We start from the raw sequence: 15627 nt of genomic DNA, 5'->3' as shown, positions 1-15627 counted from the left end.
AGCCGGCTCCTACAACACCGCGTAGGAGCCGGCTTGCCGGCCAAGGGCTTCAGGCAAAATATTCCGCCAGCCCGCGATAACAGGTCGCCAGGTGATAAGGCGTGGTCGACGGCATATCCCGCCGGCTGACCGCGCCGCTGGCATCCAGGCATTCATTCCAGCCCCCGGCATGCAGAAAATGCGCTTGCAGCGTCTTTAGCTGACGCAGCAAGGGCGTCTGGCTGTCCGCACGCAAGGTCAGGGCGCGCAGGTACTCGGCCTGGGCCCAGATGCGCTGGGTGGCGTCCTTGACGCCGGCTCGGGGCGGCAGTTCGAGCATGGCGCACACGGCGCCGCTCTTGGGCTCGACACCCAGTTGCTCGGTAAAGGCGAAGGCTCGTTCCACGCAAGCGTGCAGGGCGCTGCCGCGCAGTAACTGTGATGAGGCCAGCAGGAAGTACCACTCGAACTGGTGCCCCGGCTCGAACCAGTTATCCACAGCTCCCAGGGGCTTCTCCATCATCACCCCGTGCTGGGGGTCGATGAACTGCTGCTGCATGGCCTGGCACAGGTCCAGCAACGCGGCTTGCACCGCAGCGTCCTCGCGTACGGCCAGGATCGCGAGAAAGGCTTCGGCCAGGTGCATCAGTGGATTCTGCAGGGGCCCCGAACCCAATATGGACCAGTCCTCGGCGAGGCTGGCTTCGTAGAGCCCGTCGCCGCGGGCGAAGCGCTGGGCTACCACTTCCAGGGCGGCGTTGAGCACCGACTCCACCAACGGCTCGCGGACCTTGGCCCAGTAGTGAGCGCAGGCGAAGAGGATGAAGGCGTGGGTGTAGAGGTCCTTGCGCCTATCCAGCGGCGCGCCTTCGGGGTCGATGCTGTAGAACCAGCCGCCGTGCTCTGCGTCGTGAAAGTGCCGCTGCAGCGAGCGAAACAGCGCGGCGGCGCGCTCCTGGGCAAAGGGCGCGGCGGCATCGCCGATCAATTGGGAGAACAGATACAACTGCCGGGCACAGGCCATGGCTCGGTAGCGCTGCGGCGGCAGCGGCCGATGCTCGGCGTCCAGCGCCTCATAGGGCAGCGCCAACTGCGGATTCCAGCCCGGGCCCTGCCATAGCGGCACTATCACCTTGTGGAAATGCTGCTGCATGGCGTTGAACAGAGCGCTCGGTTCAGGCGAGGCGGCGGAACGGGATACATCGGGCATTGGCTGGCGTCGTCACGGCAGTTTTGAATGCGCGACATGTTACCAGAGAAGCCCCACAAGGCGGCTTGCCCGCCGAGCACGACCTGCTGGCAGGAGCTGGCTTGCCAGCGAAGGAGGCCCGCAAGACCGCCTTCGCCGGCAAGCCGGCTCCTGCAGATGAAGCAGGGATCAGCCTGCCAGCAACCAGACGCCCGTAGCGGCCGAGGCCGCACCGGCCAGGCGCACCAGCGGCGCTGCCGCCTGAGGCAGTACCCGTACCACGGCATAGCCGGCGGCATGCAGGGCCGCAGTGGCCGCCACAAAACCGGCGGCATAGGCCCAAGGGTTGGACATGTCCGGCAGTTCCAGGCCGTGGGCCACGCCATGGAACAGGGCAAACAGCGCGGTGGCGGCAATCGCCAGGCTCAGGGGCGGGCGCACGGCCAGGGCCACGGCCAGGCCCAGGGCCAATACCGAAGCGGCGATGCCGCTTTCCAGGGCCGGCAACTCCAGGCCCTCGAAGCCCAGCACGCCACCGATCAGCATGGTGCCGACGAAGGTGCAAGGCAGCGCCCAGCGTGCGGCGCCTTGCTGCTGGGCGGCCCACAGGCCGACAGCGAGCATGGCCAGCAGGTGGTCGAGGCCGCTGATGGGGTGGCTGATACCGGCCATCAGGCCGTTGTCGCCATGGCCCGGGTGGGCGAAGGCCAGGGCCGGGGTCAGCAGCAGGGCCAGGGCCCCGAGGATGCGTTTTAGGGTCATGGAGTGGCTTTCCTTGTTGAGCGGATTGGGTTCGGGGATCAGGCAGCGGTGAGCAGGCCCTGGCGTTCGATGAAGGCGATGATGTCCGCCAGGCCCTGGCCGGTTTTCTGGTTGCTGAAGACGAACGGCTTGCCGCCGCGCATGCGCTGGGTATCGCTGTTCATCATCTCCAGGGAGGCTCCCACCAGCGGCGCCAGGTCGATCTTGTTGATCACCAGCAGGTCGGATTTGCAGATGCCCGGACCGCCCTTGCGCGGCAGCTTGTCACCGGCGGAAACGTCGATCACATAGATGGTCAGATCGGAGAGTTCGGGGCTGAAGGTGGCCGAGAGGTTGTCGCCGCCGGACTCCACCAGGATCAGGTCGAGCCGGGGAAAGCGCCGGTTCAACTGGTCCACCGCTTCCAGATTGATCGAGGCGTCTTCGCGGATCGCGGTGTGCGGGCAGCCGCCGGTTTCCACGCCGATGATCCGTTCCGGCGCCAGGGCCTCATTGCGTACCAGGAAGTCGGCGTCTTCGCGGGTGTAGATATCGTTGGTCACCACCGCCAGGTTGTAGCGCTCGCGCAGGGCCAGGCACAGGGCCAGGGTCAGGGCGGTTTTACCGGAGCCCACCGGGCCGCCGATGCCGACGCGCAGAGGTTGTGCGTTCATGAGTTTCTCCTAGGAACGGAACAGGCGGCTGTACTGGCGCTCGTGGGCCATGCTCGCCAGGGACAGGCCGAAAGCGGCGCTGCCATGATGGTTGGGGTCAAGGTTCGCGGCGTGGTGCTGGGCTTGCTGCAACAGTGGCAGCAGCTCGCTGGTCAGGCGCTGGGCGGCCTGCTGGCCCAGGGGCAGGGTCTTCATCAGCACCGCCAGCTGGTTCTCCAGCCAGCTCCACAGCCAGGCGGCCAGGGCGTCCGCCGGGCTGATGCCCCAGGCCCGTGCCGCCAGGGCCCAGCCCAGGGCCAGGTGGGGTTCGTCCTGGTGCGTCAGCAGTTCCCTGGCATCGCTGTCCAGTTCCGGCAAACCCTCCAGCAGTTGCTTGAGGGAATAACCCATCTGCCGGCTTTCCTGGTAAAGCTCGCGGGTTTCGCGGCTGGCGCGATGTTCCTCGCTCAACTGCTGCAAGCGGGCCCAGTCCTGGTCGGCTGCGGCCTGGCAGTGGGCGAGCAGCAGCGGTGCTTCGAAGCGTGCCAGGTTCAGCAGCAGTTGATCGCTGATCCAGCGGCGGGCGCTGGCCTGATCATTTACCCGCTGCTGCTCCACGGCCATTTCCAGGCCCTGGGAATAGCTGTAGCCGCCAATCGGCAACTGCGGGCTGGCCAGGCGCAGCAGGGCCCAGGCCGGGTTCATGGGCGGACGCCGAACTGGTGCAGGCGCGGCGGATAGTTGAAGTCTTCATCGCCGTGGCGCGAATGATGGTGGCCGCCGCCATAGGCGCCATGCTCGGGCTGGAACGGTGCCTCAAGGGGCGCGGTGCTGGCCCCCAGCTGTTCGAGCATGGCCTTGAGCACATAGTCGTCCAGCAGGCGCAGCCAGCCGTCACCCACCTGCAGGGCCACGTGGCGGTTGCCCAGGTGATAGGCGGCGCGGGTCAGTTCGAAGGCGTTGCGGCAGGTGACGTGCAGCAGGGCTTCCGGGCGGGCGCAGACCTTGACGATGCGCCCGTCCTCGGCCTCCAGGAACTCCCCATCGTGCAGCGGTGGCTGGCCCCGCTCCAGAAACAGGCCGACGTCTTCACCGGCGGCACTGAAACAGCGCAGGCGGCTTTTGCTGCGGGCCTCGTAAGTCAGGTGCAGTTCGGCGGACCAGGTGGCTTGGGGGGCGGTTCTGCGGTGGATCACCAGCATCGGAAAGCTTCCAACTATGAGCGATGCACAAGCCAGAGCAAGGGCCTTGCCAATCACTCGGTGGAGAGGGAAAACCCTTTCTCGATGCCGGAACTGCGCCTGAAAAAGGGGCAAAACCTTGTTTCATCTTGTTACAAATTGATGCGCTGAGCTGATTTATAGCACTGAGTTGGTGCGCGGGAAATGTTTTTGCTGCAATCCGGTGCCCGGCGGGCAGGCAGGCGCAAACGCGCAGGCCAGAGCGGGGCGCATAGTGTGAAGGGGGGCGGTGCGGGCGAGTTACTCGGTGCTGCCCAGGCCTTGCCAGTGCTTGAGGCCGATGAAGATGAAGCGCAGTTGCTGGGTGATCTTGGCCTGGGGCGTGAGGTGTTCGGGCAGGGCCTGGGCCGGGGGATCGATGATGTCGGGCAGGGTGGCGAACACGCTTTTGACGATCAGGTCGGCCATGACGCTGAGATCGGCGGCGTCCAGGTGCTGGAGCTTGGGCATCAGGGTGAGGTCGGCGGCGAGGTCCGAACTGATGTTCTCGCGCAAGGTGGCGATGGCCTGGCGAACCGGCAGCGAGCCGCCGTACTGCTCTCGGGCCAGAAACAGGAACTGCGAGCGCTTGGCTTCCACCACATCGAGGAAGATGCGTACCGAGGCATCGATGATGCCGCCCATGACGAATTCATTGTGGCGCACCAGGCGGATGGTTTCGCGAAAGGTCTGGCCGACTTCGCTGACCAGTTCCAGGCCCAGTTGGTCCATATCGCTGAAGTGCCGGTAGAAACCGGTGGGCACGATACCCGCGGCTTTCGCCACTTCCCGCAGGCTCAGGCTGCCAAACCCACGGCCACACTCCATCAGGTGCCGGGCGGCATCCATCAGGGCGTTGCGGGTCTGTTGCTTCTGTTCGGCGCGGGGCAGCATCGGCGGGGCGTTCTTTGCTCAATGGGAGCGGCGCACTCTAGCAAATCAACTTTGCCGGAGTCGAACTGCTGTCAGAGACAGGCGGGAGAGGCAGGGGGAAAAATGCAGCTGCTATAAAAGTCAAAGCCCGATCCAGGGATCGGGCTTTTTTCCAGGGCCAGCATGGCCTCAGCTCGCAGCTTGATGACGTTCGGCCAGGCGATCAGCACCGCCTTCGGCAACGGTCTGACCTTGAGGTGTACGGCTGTAGCCATCTTCCACCAGGCCTTTCTCTTCCAGGCGATCACGGCCGCCTTCAGCTACGTTTTGACCTTGTGGGGTGCGGTCGTAGCCATCTTCGGCGACGTTCTGGCCTTGAGGTGTACGGTCGTAGCCATCTTCGGCAACGTTCTGGCCTTGAGGGGTGCGATCATAGCCGTCTTCGGCAACGCTCTGGCCTTGTGGAGTACGGTCATAACCGTCGGCAGCGACTTTGTTGCGTTCAATCAGGCGATCCGAACCGCCTTCGGCCAGGGTCTGGGTGAACACGCTGTGGCTGGCCTTGACCTGTGGGGTGGCTTGTTCAGCGGCTGGCAGGGCGAAGGCGTTGGCAGCCAGAACAGATAAGGCGAGGCTCAGTAAAAGTTGGCGTTTCATGATGGGTTGCTCCTTGGTAGGGCGATAAATTGGGTACGGAGCTAATGTTACCGCCGCTAAATCGATATAAAAGTTCATAAACACAATGGTAATAATCAACGGAATTGATTGTTTGCCGCGAAGGCTCTAGCTCGGGCGTTAACGCCGATTGCTTTTGCACCAGGGTGGGTATTTTCGACTCACTGCCGCTTCAGGGAGGGGCGGCTCGAGGTAACACAAAGCTGTCCGAGTGATCAGGAAAGCAGGTTTTTTCAGCGGATCGGGTAGCCGGATTAAACCTGCGCGGGCTTTGTCAGTCGTAGTTTTCATGGCCGGTGATTTTTCCATCGGCAGTTCATCGATGCGTCGTGGTTGGGCGCTCAGTTGTCTTCAGGAGCCTCGTGCAATGACGCGCACTCGTAAAATTCTCGCCTGGTCCATCACTGGCCTGATCCTGCTACTGGCGGTGCTGGTACTGGTGATCGCGTTCTTCGATTGGAACCGGATCAAACCCACGCTCAATGCCAAGGTCTCCGAGGAGTTGCACCGGCCCTTCGCGATCAATGGCGATTTGTCGGTGGTCTGGCAACGCGAACCTGACGAAGGTGGCTGGCGGGCCTGGGTGCCCTGGCCTCACGTGGTGGCCCAAGACCTGACCCTGGGCAACCCGGACTGGTCCAAGGCGCCGCAGATGGTCAGCCTCAAGCGGGTTGAGCTGCGCATTTCGCCTCTGGCCCTGCTGGCGCAACGGGTGAGCATTCCGCGCATCGACCTCACCGAGCCCGACGCCGCGTTGCAGCGCCTGGCCGACGGGCGCGCCAACTGGACTTTCAAGTTCGACCCCAAGGACCCGAACGCCGAACCGTCCAACTGGACGGTGGACATCGGTGCCATCGGTTTCGACAAGGGCCACGTGACCCTCGACGACCAGAGCCTGAAGACCCAGCTGGACCTGCAGGTGGAACTGCTCGGCAAGCCGATCCCGTTCAGCGATATCGTCGGTGAAAGTGAAGCGAAGAAGGTGGCCGAGAAAGGCGCCGAGGCCCAGGCCTATGCCTTCGCCCTCAAGGTCAAGGGCCAGTATCACGGGCAGAAGCTCGCCGGCACCGGCAAGATCGGCGGCCTGCTGGCCTTGCAGGATTCCCGCAAGCCTTTTCCGCTGCAGGCCCAGGCGCAGATCGGCGACACCAAGGTGGAGCTGCGCGGCAGCCTGACCGACCCGCTGAACCTCGGCGCCCTGGATCTGCGCCTGAAGCTGGCGGGCACCAGCCTGGGCAACCTCTACCCGCTGACCGGGGTGACCCTGCCGGATTCGCCGCCCTATTCCACCGACGGCCACCTGACCGCCAAGCTGCACGATCCGGCGGGCGCGACCTTCAGTTACCAGGACTTCAACGGCAAGATCGGCGACAGCGACATCCACGGCAACCTGACCTACGTGGCCAGCCAGCCACGGCCCAAGCTCAGCGGCGCGCTGGTGTCCAACCAGTTGCTGATGAGCGATCTGGCGCCGCTGATCGGCGCCGACTCCAACGCCAAGCAGAAGGCCCGGGGCGGCGAGAGCAAGCAACCGGCGGACAAGGTGCTGCCGGTGGAAGAGTTCCGCACCGAGCGCTGGCGGGACATGGACGCCGATGTGGAATTCACCGGCAAGCGCATCGTCCACAGCGCCGAGCTGCCGTTCACCGATCTGTACACCCACCTGGTGCTCAACGACGGCCAGCTCAGCCTGGAGCCCCTGCGCTTCGGCGTGGCCGGCGGCAAGCTCGACGCCCAGATCCGCCTCAACGGCCACACCACGCCGCTGGAGGGCCGGGCCAGGCTGACGGCGCGCAATTTCAAGCTCAAGCAACTGTTCCCCACCTTCGAACCGATGAAGACCAGCTTTGGCGAGCTCAATGGCGATGCCGACATCGCCGGTCGCGGCAACTCGGTGGCGGCCCTGCTGGGCAGCGCCAACGGTGACCTGAAGATGCTGATCAACGATGGCGCCATCAGCCGCAGCCTGATGGAAATCGCCGGGCTCAACGTCGGCAACTATGTGGTCGGCAAGATGTTTGGCGACAAGGAAGTGAAGATCAATTGCGCGGCAGCCGACTTCGGCATCAAGAGCGGCCTGGCGACTTCCCGGCTGTTCGTCTTCGACACCGAGAACGCCATCATCTACATCGATGGCACCGCCAATATGGCCAGCGAGCAACTGGACCTGACCATCACTCCGGAATCCAAGGGCCTGCGCCTGTTCTCCCTGCGCTCGCCGCTTTATGTACAGGGCAAGTTCATCCAGCCCAGTGCCGGGGTCAAGGCCGTGCCTCTGGTACTGCGCGGTGCCGGCATGGTGGCCCTGGGGGTGATCGCCGGGCCGGCGGCGGGGCTGCTGGCGCTGGTGGCGCCCAGCGGCGATGAGCCCAACCAGTGCGCGCCGCTGTTGCAGCAGATGCGCTCGGGCAAGGCACCGGTGACGGTGAAACCGACTCATTAAGGGCCTGGGCGCGCGGCCAGAAAAAAGCCCGCCGCTGCAGGCAGGGCGGGCTTGGGGGAGAGGGCGTTACAGGTCGTTGAGGATGTCTGCCATGTCGTCGGCGTGTTCTTCTTCCTGGGCCAGGATCTCTTCGAACAGGCGGCGGGTGGTGGGGTCCTTGTCACCGATGTACTGGATGATCTCGCGGTAGCTGTCGACCGCGATGCGCTCCGCCACCAGGTCTTCGTAGACCATTTCCTTCAAGGTGTTGCCGGCCACGTACTGGGCATGGGAGTGCTTGGACAGCAGGTCGGGGTTGAACTCCGGTTCGCCACCGAGCTGGACGATGCGCTCGGCCAGTTTGTCGGCGTGCTCGGCTTCCTGGGTGGCGTGCTCGAGGAACTCGCTGGCGGCGACGCTGGCCTTGATCCCGTTGGCCATGAAGTAGTGGCGCTTGTAGCGCAACACACAGACCAGCTCGGTGGCCAGCGACTCGTTGAGCAGGCGCAGTATCTCCTCGCGATCGGCGTTGTAGCCCTCGGTCACGGCTCCGTTTTCCACGTGTTGGCGGGCCCGTTCGCGCAGGGTGTTCACATCAGACAAATGCATGTCGCTCATCTCGATCTCCTGGAGGCTAATCCGATTTACGCCAGGCTCTGTTGGCCTGATCGCTACCTTGGTTGTGAGTCGCGGCGGCGGCAAAAAGTTTTATCGGATGTGCCCGGCGGTCAACTGCGTGCCAGTGGCGGGTGCCCGGCCAGCAATGATTCCTGCTGCAGCCATTGAAGAAAGGCGCGCACCGGCGGATGGCGCTCGCGGCCGGGCACGCACAGGGCGCTGTAGCCGGCGCCGTCCACCTGGACTTCGGGTCGGTAGGGCTGCAGCAGGCCGCTGGCCACGCTCTGGGACACCAGGATGTCGCTGGCCAGGACCAGGCCCTGGCCGGCAATGGCCGCTTGCAGGGCGTACTGTTCCTCGTCGTAGGAGCGGATCAGCGGCGCGTCATCGAACCAGCTTTCCCCGGCCTGGGCGCACCAGGCCTGCCAACCGTCGGCATACAGCCGGGAGTTGCGCCAGTGCACGCTGATCAGGGTCGGCGCCTGCTGGCGGGCCAGGGCCACCTGCTGGGGCGAGCCGTAGACTGCGAAACGTTCGTCGAACAGGCACAGGCCGTGCAGGTCCAGGTAGCCCTCCTGGCTGTAGCGGATCGCCACGTCGATGCTGGCGTCCTGTTGCAGGTCCACCACCTCGCACTGGGTATCCAGGCGCAGGCTGATGCCGGGGTGCCGGGCATAGAAGCGCCCCAGCCGCGGCACCAGCCACAGGGCGGCAAAGGCCGCGGTGGTGGAAACGGTCAGTTGGGCATTGCTGGGCGTGGGCCGCAGCGTATCGACACTCTGGGCCACCTCCAAAAGAGCACCGTGCAAGCTGTGAAACAAGCGCTGGCCGGGCTCGGTCAGGCGCACCTGGCGCGGCAGTCGTTCGAACAGCGCGACCCCCAGCCAGTGCTCCAGGCTGCGGATCTGGTGCGACACCGCGGTGGGCGTCACCGACAGGTCATCGGCGGCGGCCTTGAAACTCAGCAGGCGCGCGGCGGACTCGAAAGTGCGCAGGGCGGTGAGGGGCAGGTGGGCGAACATCGAGTGCTCCATGGCTGAGATAAATTCATCTGGAAGAAATTCTGTTCATTTGTTGCAGTGCGGCTGTGCTCTTAGCTTTAGCGCGGACCGGCCTTGGTTTCAAGGCCGCCATCAGCAACCCGTCTGAGGCAGATGAGATGAGTACAGTTCTTGCGATCCACGGTAGCCCACGGGGCGAGCGTTCCCACAGCCGGCGCCTGGCCGACGCCTTCCTCCAGGCCTGGCAAGCGGCCAATCCCCAGGGGCGGTTGACCCGGCGCGAGGTTGGCCGGGGTGCCTTGCCCCACGTCAGCGAAGCCTTTATCGCCGCCGCGTTTTATCCACAGCCCGAGGCGCGGCCTCTGTCGATGCAGGCCGACCTGGCCCTGAGCGACGAACTGGTGGCGGAGTTGCTTGGCCATCAGCGCCTGGTGATCTCGGCGCCAATGCACAACTTCAGCGTGCCCAGCGGGATCAAGGCCTGGGTCGATCACATCGTGCGCCTGGGGCTGACCTTCAACACCCAGCAGGACAACGGCGTGGCCCAGTACCAGCCCCTGGTGCAGGGCAAGAAGGTGTTGATCGTTACCAGCCGCGGCGGGGGCGGCTTTGGCCCGGGGGGCGAGCATGAAGCGATGAACCACGCGGACCGCTGGTTGCGCACGGCCCTGGGTTTTATCGGTATCGAAGACGTCACCGTGGTTGCGGCGGAAGGCGAGGAGTCGGCGCCCGAGCGATTCGCGCAGTCCTGTGGCGAAGCCCAGCAGCGCCTGCTGGCCCTGGCGCAGAGTTTCTGAGGGGGCGGCGCCATGGCCTGGATGTTCCTGCTGCTGGCGGCGGCCTTCGAGGTCACGTTCGCCATGGGCATGAAGTACGCCGAGGGCTTTACCCGGCCCTGGCCGTCGCTGCTGACGGTGGTCGCGGCGGTGGGCGGGATCTATTTCCTGACCCTGGCCATGCGCGAGTTGCCGGTGAGCGTGGCCTACCCGATCTGGACGGCCATCGGTTCCCTGGGCACGGTGCTGCTGGGCTGCCTGCTGCTGGGAGAAAGCCTGACGGCGGTCAAGCTGGTGTCGGTGGGGCTGATCGTGGCGGGGGTGGCCGGGCTGAAGTAGCTACCGGGAGAAACGGGCTGTCACCGGTTTGTCGCCAAAGCGTCATGGGGGCTGACGACGGCCCCGGTTATGGTCTAGCTTTCAGCCAGCCCCGCTGCCTTCGCACAAGGATGTCGCCGCATGTCCCAAGAGCTTGCCACCCGTTACCCCCTGGTCCTGGTGCCCGGCATGCTCGGCTTTGTCCGCCTGCTGCTGTACCCCTACTGGTACGGGATCATTCCGGCCTTGCGCCGGGGCGGGGCGCAGGTGATCGCGGTGCAGGTCTCGCCGCTCAATTCCAGCGAGGTGCGCGGTGAGCAGTTGCTGGCGCAGATCCAGCGGATCATGGCCGAGACCGGCGCCGCCCGAGTCAACCTGATCGGCCACAGCCAGGGCGCGCTCACCGCGCGCTACGCCGCCGCCAGGCGCCCGGACTGGGTGGCCTCGGTGACGTCGGTGGCGGGGCCCAACCATGGCTCCGAGCTGGCGGATTATCTGCAACGGCATTCACCCGCCCATAGCCTGCGGGGGCGAGTGCTGAGCCTGCTGCTGAGGGGGATTTCAAGCCTGATGCGGTTGCTGGAAACCGGCTATCGCGGACCGAAGCAGCCGGTGGATATCCATGCTTCGCACCAGTCCCTGACCACCGAGGGCGTGGCCCTGTTCAACCGCCAGTACCCCCAGGGGTTGCCGCAGGAATGGGGCGGGCAAGGGCCGGCGCAGGTCGACGGTGTGCACTACTACTCCTGGTCCGGCATTTTGCAGCCGGGCAAGACCAACCGCGGGCGTAATCTGTTCGACGGCACCAACCGCAGTTGCCGGCTGTTCGCCCGCACCTTCGTCCGTGAAGCCGGCCAGTGCGACGGCATGGTGGGGCGCTACAGCTCGCACCTGGGGCAGGTCATTGGCGATGATTACCCGCTGGACCATTTCGATATCGTCAATCAGTCCCTGGGGCTGGTGGGCAAGGGCGCGGAGCCGATCCGCCTGTTCGTCGAACATGCCCGGCGCCTCAAGGCCGCCGGCCTCTGATCTCAGCGTTGCCCGGCAGAAGCCGGCTTGCCGGCGAGCGGTCCCAGCACGGTGGTCCAGCGTTCCGAGAGAATCACCCCGCCCAAGGTCAGCAAGCCACCCACCAAATGGAACCAGGCCAACTGCTCATGCAGCACCACTGCCGCAATCAGCGCCGTGATCAACGGCAGCAGATTGAAAAACAGCGTGGTCCGGCTTGGCCCCAGGCGCACCACCGCCTGCATCCAGGCCAAGGGCGCGAGCATCGAAGCCAGCAGGCAGGCATAGAGCACCAGCGGAATGTTCTGCAGAGTCGGGCCTACCTTCGGCGAAGCCAGGAACAACGGTAGCAGCACCACGACCGCCACCAGCACCTGCAGATACAACAGCACCAGCGGCGGCAGGCGCAGCTGCCATTTCTTCAGCAGGGTGCTGTAGATGGCGTAGGCCAGGGTGGCCACCAGCATCATCGCGTCCCCCAGGTTGACCCCGTGTTGCAGCAGCGCGGCCAGGCTGCCGGAGGACACCACCACGAGCACCCCGGCGAAGGACAGCACGGCGCCCACCAGGGCTCCGGCAGTCAGGCGCTGGCCCAGGGCCGCGATGGCCATGGCCAGGGACATCAGCGGCATCAGCGAAAGGATGATGCCCATGTTGGTGGCCGAGGTCAGGCTGGCGGCGAAGTAGGCCAGGCTCTGGTACACCGCCATGCCCAGCACGCCGAGAATGGCGATGCGCCAGAGGTTGGGGCGGACCTCCGGCCAGTGCTTGATCACCGGCTTGAGCATGAAGGGGGTGAACAGCAGGCCCGCCAGCAACCAGCGATAGAAGCCGATCTCCGCGGGAAAGATCGCGCCCACGGCGAGTTTGTTGATCACGGTATTGCCGGCCCAGATAAAGATGGCCAGCAGTGGATAAGCGTATTGCATGGAGACAACCAGGCAGTTGATGAAGGCTGATTATCCTCTTGTCCGGATCAATGCCTATACTGCGAACCGGACAACCCGCCCCGACATCCGGACAGCATGAGCAAAAAACACATCGATCTCCTGGATTTCCACGGGCTGCCCGCGCCGGTGTACTTCCGCTATGCCGACTTCGCCGCCCACAGCCATGCCCTGGAGCATCGCCACCCCTGGGGCTGCCTGGAGTATTCGGCCCACGGCGTGATGCACATGGAGATTGCCGGCCAGCGTTTCATGTCGCCGCCGCAATATGCGGTGTGGGTGCCGCCACAGACGCCCCACAGTTTCTACACCGCGCAGCCGATCAACTACCGCGCCGTACTGCTGGCCCCGGAGCTGTGTGCCGAGTTGCCGGCCGGGGGCAGTACCCTGGCCATCAGCGAGATCCTCAAGGCGATCCTCAAGGACTTCGCCGCCCGTGACGTGCAGATCCCCGAGGGCGAGGCCGACCAGCGCCTGGCCCAGGTGCTGCTGGACCAGTTGCGCCAGGCGCCGGTGCATACCTGTTACCTGCCCTACGCCAGCAGCCCCGACCTGCTGCGGGTGCTCCAGGCCCTGCAGGCCGAACCGGGCAACAACCAGCCTTTGGCCCACTGGGCGGGGCTGGCCCATGTCAGCGAGCGGACCCTGGCCCGGCAGTTCGTGCGCGAATTGGGCATGAGTTTTGGCGAATGGCGCCAGCGCCAGCGTTTCCTGGCCTCCATCGAGGCCCTGGAGAGCTCGCGCAGCATCCAGGAAATCGCCTTCGACATGGGCTACAGCAGCGCCTCGGCGTTTATCGCGATGTTCCAGCGCCAGGCTGGCAGCACGCCGGAGCAGTATCGCCGGGCCGGCCTGCAGAACAGGTGAAGGTGTAACAGGCTTTGTCTACACTGCGCTGGAGGCCGTGCCCGTCGGTGCGGTGACAAGGAGAAAACTCCATGAAGATGTTGCGTATTCCGTTGTTGATGGTGGGCCTGCTGCTGTGCTCCCAGGGTTTTGCCGCCACCGCCCAGCAGAACAAGATGACCACCTGCAATGCCGAGGCCACCGCCAAGACCCTGAAGGGCGATGAGCGCAAAGCCTTCATGAGCACTTGCCTCAAGGCGGCCCCGGCAGCTGCGGCTACCCCGTCCACGCCTCAGGAAAGAATGAAGACCTGCAACGCCACGGCCACCACCCAGGCGCTCAAGGGCGATGCGCGCAAGGCGTTCATGAGTGATTGCCTGAAGAAGAAATGAGCCTGAATCGATGGGGCCGAGGTATCGCGCGCGCTACAGGACCTTGGCCTGCATCGGTTTTTCAGAGTTTCGCAGCACGTAAACCATTAGCTTTCAATGAGATAGGTCTGGCAGCTACCGCTCGTCGCTTTTTTGTTATGTAAATTTTTTTACATTTACACTTTGTTCCCTTCGAAAACAGGTGCCGGGACGCACCACGCGGACGTTTGGCCAGCCAAAATCCGTGATTCTAGGGAATGGAAAGCATGTCGCGTTTTGGCTTGTTCAGGCCTGTAGTAGCGTTTTGTGCTTTGTCTGCTTCGCTCGCGCTCAGTGCCGCGCCGCTGCAGACGCCGGGTGATCGCGACCTGATTCGGGATCGCCAGCAGCAGTTGCTGCAAGAGCAGCAGAAGCGCCTCGACGAACTCCAGCAACTCCCCGGCAAGACCTTGCCCCCCGAGCCTGCCCCGCAACCGGGCGAGCAGCGCTGCTTCACCATCAAGACCGTGATTCTCAAGGGGGCCGATCATCTTTCCGCCGCCGATCGCGAGCGCCTGGTGGCGCCCTATCGCGACCAGTGCCTGTCGGTGACGCAGATCAACACCCTGCTCAAGGCCATCACCCATCACTACCTGCAGCAGGGCTATGTCACCACCCGGGCCTACCTGCCGGCCCAGGAGCTGGCCTCGGGGCAACTGACCATCGTGGTGGTCGAAGGCCGCCTGGAGAGCCTGGACAGTTCCGCCCTGGCCAGCTCGCGGGAACTGGCCATGGCCTTTCCCGGCACCACCGGCGAGGTGCTCAACCTGCGGGAGCTGGAGCAACTGGTGGACCAGCTGACTCGCCTGCCTTCGCGCCAGGTGGAACTGGAACTGGCCCCGGGAGAGAAACTGGGCGACAGCCGTGTCGGGCTCAAGGGCCAGCGTCTGAAGCCCTGGCGGGTATCGGCCACCCGCAACAACAGCGGCGACAAGAGCACCGGCGAGCAGCAGGCCGGCCTCGGCCTGGACTGGGACAGCCCCCTGGGCCTGGCAGACCAGCTCAGCCTGCGGGCCAACCAGGACACGGTCAGTGACCGCTGGCGCCACTCCGACAACCAGAGCCTGTTCTACAGCCTGCCCTGGGGCTGGTGGACCCTCAGTTATTCCTACAGCCAGAGCTACTACCGCACCCGCAATGACAGCACCGGCTTCGACTTCACCATGGACGGCGAAAGCAAGAACCAGCAGTTGCGCGCCGAACGGGTGCTGCACCGCGACAATCTGAGCAAGACCGGCATGAGCCTGGGCCTGAGCCAGTTGCGCACGCGCAACTACCTCGATGACAACCTGATCGACGTGTCCAGCAACCGCATCACCGAAAGCCAGCTGGGCTTCAACCATGGGCGGCGCATCGGCAATGCCCTGGTCAACGCCGACATTGGCTGGCAGCAGGGCATCGGCGCCCTGGATGCCCAGGGCAGCGGCAATCCCCATGGCAGCGAGCCGGTGGCCCGTTACAACAAATACAGCCTGACCCTGAGCTACCTGCAGCCCTTTCGCCTGTGGAACGAAAACTTCAGCTTCGACAGCCTGGCCACCGGGCAGCGCAGCGAGGACGTGCTCTTCAGCCCCCAGCGCATCAGCCTCGGCGGCCTCAACTCGGTGCGTGGCTTCCAGGACCAGACCCTGTCCGGCAACAGCGGCGGCTACTGGCGCAACCAACTGCGCTGGCGCCGTGCGGTGACCTGGCCGGCGTTGCAGCCTTTTGTCCAGGAATACGGCATGGCCTTTGCGTATGACGTGGGGGTGATCAAGGGCGATCGCTACAACCAAGATGCCCGCGGCCGCATGAGCGGCAATGCCCTGGAACTCAATGCCCGCGGCCAGTACCTGGCTGCATCCGTCAGCTTCGCACGCTCCCTGGAGCGACCGGCAATTATCGAGAGGCGAGAGCACCCGGTGTACTTCCGGGTAGACCTGTTCTTCTGACTCGCCCGCAACGTTAT

General features: G+C 64.7%; 17 protein-coding genes. 7 read left to right on the top strand and 10 right to left on the bottom strand.

The window, feature by feature from the left end; all coding sequences use genetic code 11:
- Positions 1-49: 49 nt before the first annotated feature.
- The 7 genes from AC1RCO_RS21100 to AC1RCO_RS21070 form a co-directional block, all read right to left on the bottom strand.
- Positions 50-1189, bottom strand: a complete 1140-nt coding sequence (locus tag AC1RCO_RS21100; protein ID WP_492618017.1) for an AGE family epimerase/isomerase — start codon at positions 1187-1189, stop codon at positions 50-52.
- A gap of 168 nt (positions 1190-1357) precedes the next feature.
- Positions 1358-1930: a HupE/UreJ family protein gene (locus AC1RCO_RS21095; RefSeq protein WP_072443929.1), complete on the bottom strand. Its 573-nt coding sequence runs from the start codon at positions 1928-1930 to the stop codon at positions 1358-1360.
- A gap of 38 nt (positions 1931-1968) precedes the next feature.
- Positions 1969-2583, bottom strand: a complete 615-nt coding sequence (ureG, locus tag AC1RCO_RS21090) for an urease accessory protein UreG (protein WP_492618016.1) — start codon at positions 2581-2583, stop codon at positions 1969-1971.
- 9 nt (positions 2584-2592) lie between these two features.
- Positions 2593-3267, bottom strand: a complete 675-nt coding sequence (locus tag AC1RCO_RS21085; protein ID WP_011058976.1) for an urease accessory protein UreF — start codon at positions 3265-3267, stop codon at positions 2593-2595.
- Complete coding sequence (gene ureE, locus AC1RCO_RS21080; protein ID WP_015633955.1) at positions 3264-3764, bottom strand: urease accessory protein UreE; 501 nt, start codon at positions 3762-3764, stop codon at positions 3264-3266. The genes AC1RCO_RS21085 and ureE overlap by 4 nt, the downstream gene beginning before the upstream one ends.
- A gap of 279 nt (positions 3765-4043) precedes the next feature.
- The gene (locus AC1RCO_RS21075; RefSeq protein ID WP_011058978.1) at positions 4044-4676 is read right to left on the bottom strand and encodes a TetR family transcriptional regulator; all 633 of its coding nucleotides are present in this window, start codon (positions 4674-4676) and stop codon (positions 4044-4046) included.
- Positions 4677-4844: 168 nt separating this feature from the next.
- Positions 4845-5312, bottom strand: coding sequence for a hypothetical protein (locus AC1RCO_RS21070; protein WP_011058979.1), 468 nt, complete (start codon positions 5310-5312; stop codon positions 4845-4847).
- 385 nt (positions 5313-5697) lie between these two features.
- Here AC1RCO_RS21070 and AC1RCO_RS21065 point away from each other — a divergent pair, with 385 nt between their 5' ends.
- Positions 5698-7773, top strand: coding sequence for an AsmA family protein (locus AC1RCO_RS21065; RefSeq protein WP_015633956.1), 2076 nt, complete (start codon positions 5698-5700; stop codon positions 7771-7773).
- Between the two features lie 66 nt (positions 7774-7839).
- Here AC1RCO_RS21065 and AC1RCO_RS21060 read toward each other — a convergent pair whose 3' ends face one another.
- Both AC1RCO_RS21060 and AC1RCO_RS21055 read right to left on the bottom strand, forming a co-directional pair.
- Complete coding sequence (locus AC1RCO_RS21060) at positions 7840-8370, bottom strand: ferritin-like domain-containing protein (protein ID WP_015633957.1); 531 nt, start codon at positions 8368-8370, stop codon at positions 7840-7842.
- A 110-nt stretch (positions 8371-8480) separates the two neighbouring features.
- The gene (locus AC1RCO_RS21055; RefSeq protein WP_492618015.1) at positions 8481-9404 is read right to left on the bottom strand and encodes a LysR substrate-binding domain-containing protein; all 924 of its coding nucleotides are present in this window, start codon (positions 9402-9404) and stop codon (positions 8481-8483) included.
- A gap of 125 nt (positions 9405-9529) precedes the next feature.
- Between AC1RCO_RS21055 and AC1RCO_RS21050 the strand changes: the two genes are divergently transcribed.
- The 3 genes from AC1RCO_RS21050 to AC1RCO_RS21040 all read left to right on the top strand — a co-directional run bounded on the left by AC1RCO_RS21050 (position 9530) and on the right by AC1RCO_RS21040 (position 11497).
- Positions 9530-10168, top strand: coding sequence for an FMN-dependent NADH-azoreductase (locus AC1RCO_RS21050; protein ID WP_072452016.1), 639 nt, complete (start codon positions 9530-9532; stop codon positions 10166-10168).
- A 12-nt stretch (positions 10169-10180) separates the two neighbouring features.
- Entirely contained in the window at positions 10181-10486 is a 306-nt protein-coding gene (locus tag AC1RCO_RS21045; RefSeq protein ID WP_011058984.1) for a DMT family transporter, read from the top strand.
- 120 nt (positions 10487-10606) lie between these two features.
- Entirely contained in the window at positions 10607-11497 is an 891-nt protein-coding gene (locus AC1RCO_RS21040) for an esterase/lipase family protein (RefSeq protein ID WP_011058985.1), read from the top strand.
- 2 nt (positions 11498-11499) lie between these two features.
- Here the strand turns inward: AC1RCO_RS21040 and AC1RCO_RS21035 are convergent, their stop codons facing one another.
- Entirely contained in the window at positions 11500-12405 is a 906-nt protein-coding gene (locus AC1RCO_RS21035; RefSeq protein ID WP_011058986.1) for a DMT family transporter, read from the bottom strand.
- A gap of 96 nt (positions 12406-12501) precedes the next feature.
- Here AC1RCO_RS21035 and AC1RCO_RS21030 point away from each other — a divergent pair, with 96 nt between their 5' ends.
- The 3 genes from AC1RCO_RS21030 to AC1RCO_RS21020 all read left to right on the top strand — a co-directional run bounded on the left by AC1RCO_RS21030 (position 12502) and on the right by AC1RCO_RS21020 (position 15610).
- Positions 12502-13290: an AraC family transcriptional regulator gene (locus tag AC1RCO_RS21030; RefSeq protein WP_011058987.1), complete on the top strand. Its 789-nt coding sequence runs from the start codon at positions 12502-12504 to the stop codon at positions 13288-13290.
- 71 nt (positions 13291-13361) lie between these two features.
- Positions 13362-13661, top strand: a complete 300-nt coding sequence (locus AC1RCO_RS21025) for a PsiF family protein (RefSeq protein ID WP_011058988.1) — start codon at positions 13362-13364, stop codon at positions 13659-13661.
- A 245-nt stretch (positions 13662-13906) separates the two neighbouring features.
- Positions 13907-15610 carry a ShlB/FhaC/HecB family hemolysin secretion/activation protein gene (locus AC1RCO_RS21020; protein ID WP_072444022.1) on the top strand — a complete coding sequence of 568 codons (1704 nt, stop codon included), beginning with the start codon at positions 13907-13909 and terminating at the stop codon, positions 15608-15610.
- The last annotated feature ends 17 nt before the right edge of the window (positions 15611-15627 follow it).

The organism is Pseudomonas sp. GW823-FHT03E05, from assembly GCF_058796855.1.
Note: the sequence above shows the minus strand (reverse complement) of the source record. Positions and strands in the feature narration are given on the sequence as shown.

Bases quoted from the DNA above. Each gene is read 5' to 3' on its own strand.
- AC1RCO_RS21100 (WP_492618017.1), bottom strand. From the start codon at position 1,189: ATGCCCGATGTATCCCGTTCCGCCGCCTCGCCTGAACCGAGCGCTCTG.
- AC1RCO_RS21095 (WP_072443929.1), bottom strand. From the start codon at position 1,930: ATGACCCTAAAACGCATCCTCGGGGCCCTGGCCCTGCTGCTGACCCCG.
- ureG (WP_492618016.1), bottom strand. From the start codon at position 2,583: ATGAACGCACAACCTCTGCGCGTCGGCATCGGCGGCCCGGTGGGCTCC.
- AC1RCO_RS21085 (WP_011058976.1), bottom strand. From the start codon at position 3,267: ATGAACCCGGCCTGGGCCCTGCTGCGCCTGGCCAGCCCGCAGTTGCCG.
- ureE (WP_015633955.1), bottom strand. From the start codon at position 3,764: ATGCTGGTGATCCACCGCAGAACCGCCCCCCAAGCCACCTGGTCCGCC.
- AC1RCO_RS21075 (WP_011058978.1), bottom strand. From the start codon at position 4,676: ATGCTGCCCCGCGCCGAACAGAAGCAACAGACCCGCAACGCCCTGATG.
- AC1RCO_RS21070 (WP_011058979.1), bottom strand. From the start codon at position 5,312: ATGAAACGCCAACTTTTACTGAGCCTCGCCTTATCTGTTCTGGCTGCC.
- AC1RCO_RS21065 (WP_015633956.1), top strand. From the start codon at position 5,698: ATGACGCGCACTCGTAAAATTCTCGCCTGGTCCATCACTGGCCTGATC.
- AC1RCO_RS21060 (WP_015633957.1), bottom strand. From the start codon at position 8,370: ATGAGCGACATGCATTTGTCTGATGTGAACACCCTGCGCGAACGGGCC.
- AC1RCO_RS21055 (WP_492618015.1), bottom strand. From the start codon at position 9,404: ATGGAGCACTCGATGTTCGCCCACCTGCCCCTCACCGCCCTGCGCACT.
- AC1RCO_RS21050 (WP_072452016.1), top strand. From the start codon at position 9,530: ATGAGTACAGTTCTTGCGATCCACGGTAGCCCACGGGGCGAGCGTTCC.
- AC1RCO_RS21045 (WP_011058984.1), top strand. From the start codon at position 10,181: ATGGCCTGGATGTTCCTGCTGCTGGCGGCGGCCTTCGAGGTCACGTTC.
- AC1RCO_RS21040 (WP_011058985.1), top strand. From the start codon at position 10,607: ATGTCCCAAGAGCTTGCCACCCGTTACCCCCTGGTCCTGGTGCCCGGC.
- AC1RCO_RS21035 (WP_011058986.1), bottom strand. From the start codon at position 12,405: ATGCAATACGCTTATCCACTGCTGGCCATCTTTATCTGGGCCGGCAAT.
- AC1RCO_RS21030 (WP_011058987.1), top strand. From the start codon at position 12,502: ATGAGCAAAAAACACATCGATCTCCTGGATTTCCACGGGCTGCCCGCG.
- AC1RCO_RS21025 (WP_011058988.1), top strand. From the start codon at position 13,362: ATGAAGATGTTGCGTATTCCGTTGTTGATGGTGGGCCTGCTGCTGTGC.
- AC1RCO_RS21020 (WP_072444022.1), top strand. From the start codon at position 13,907: ATGTCGCGTTTTGGCTTGTTCAGGCCTGTAGTAGCGTTTTGTGCTTTG.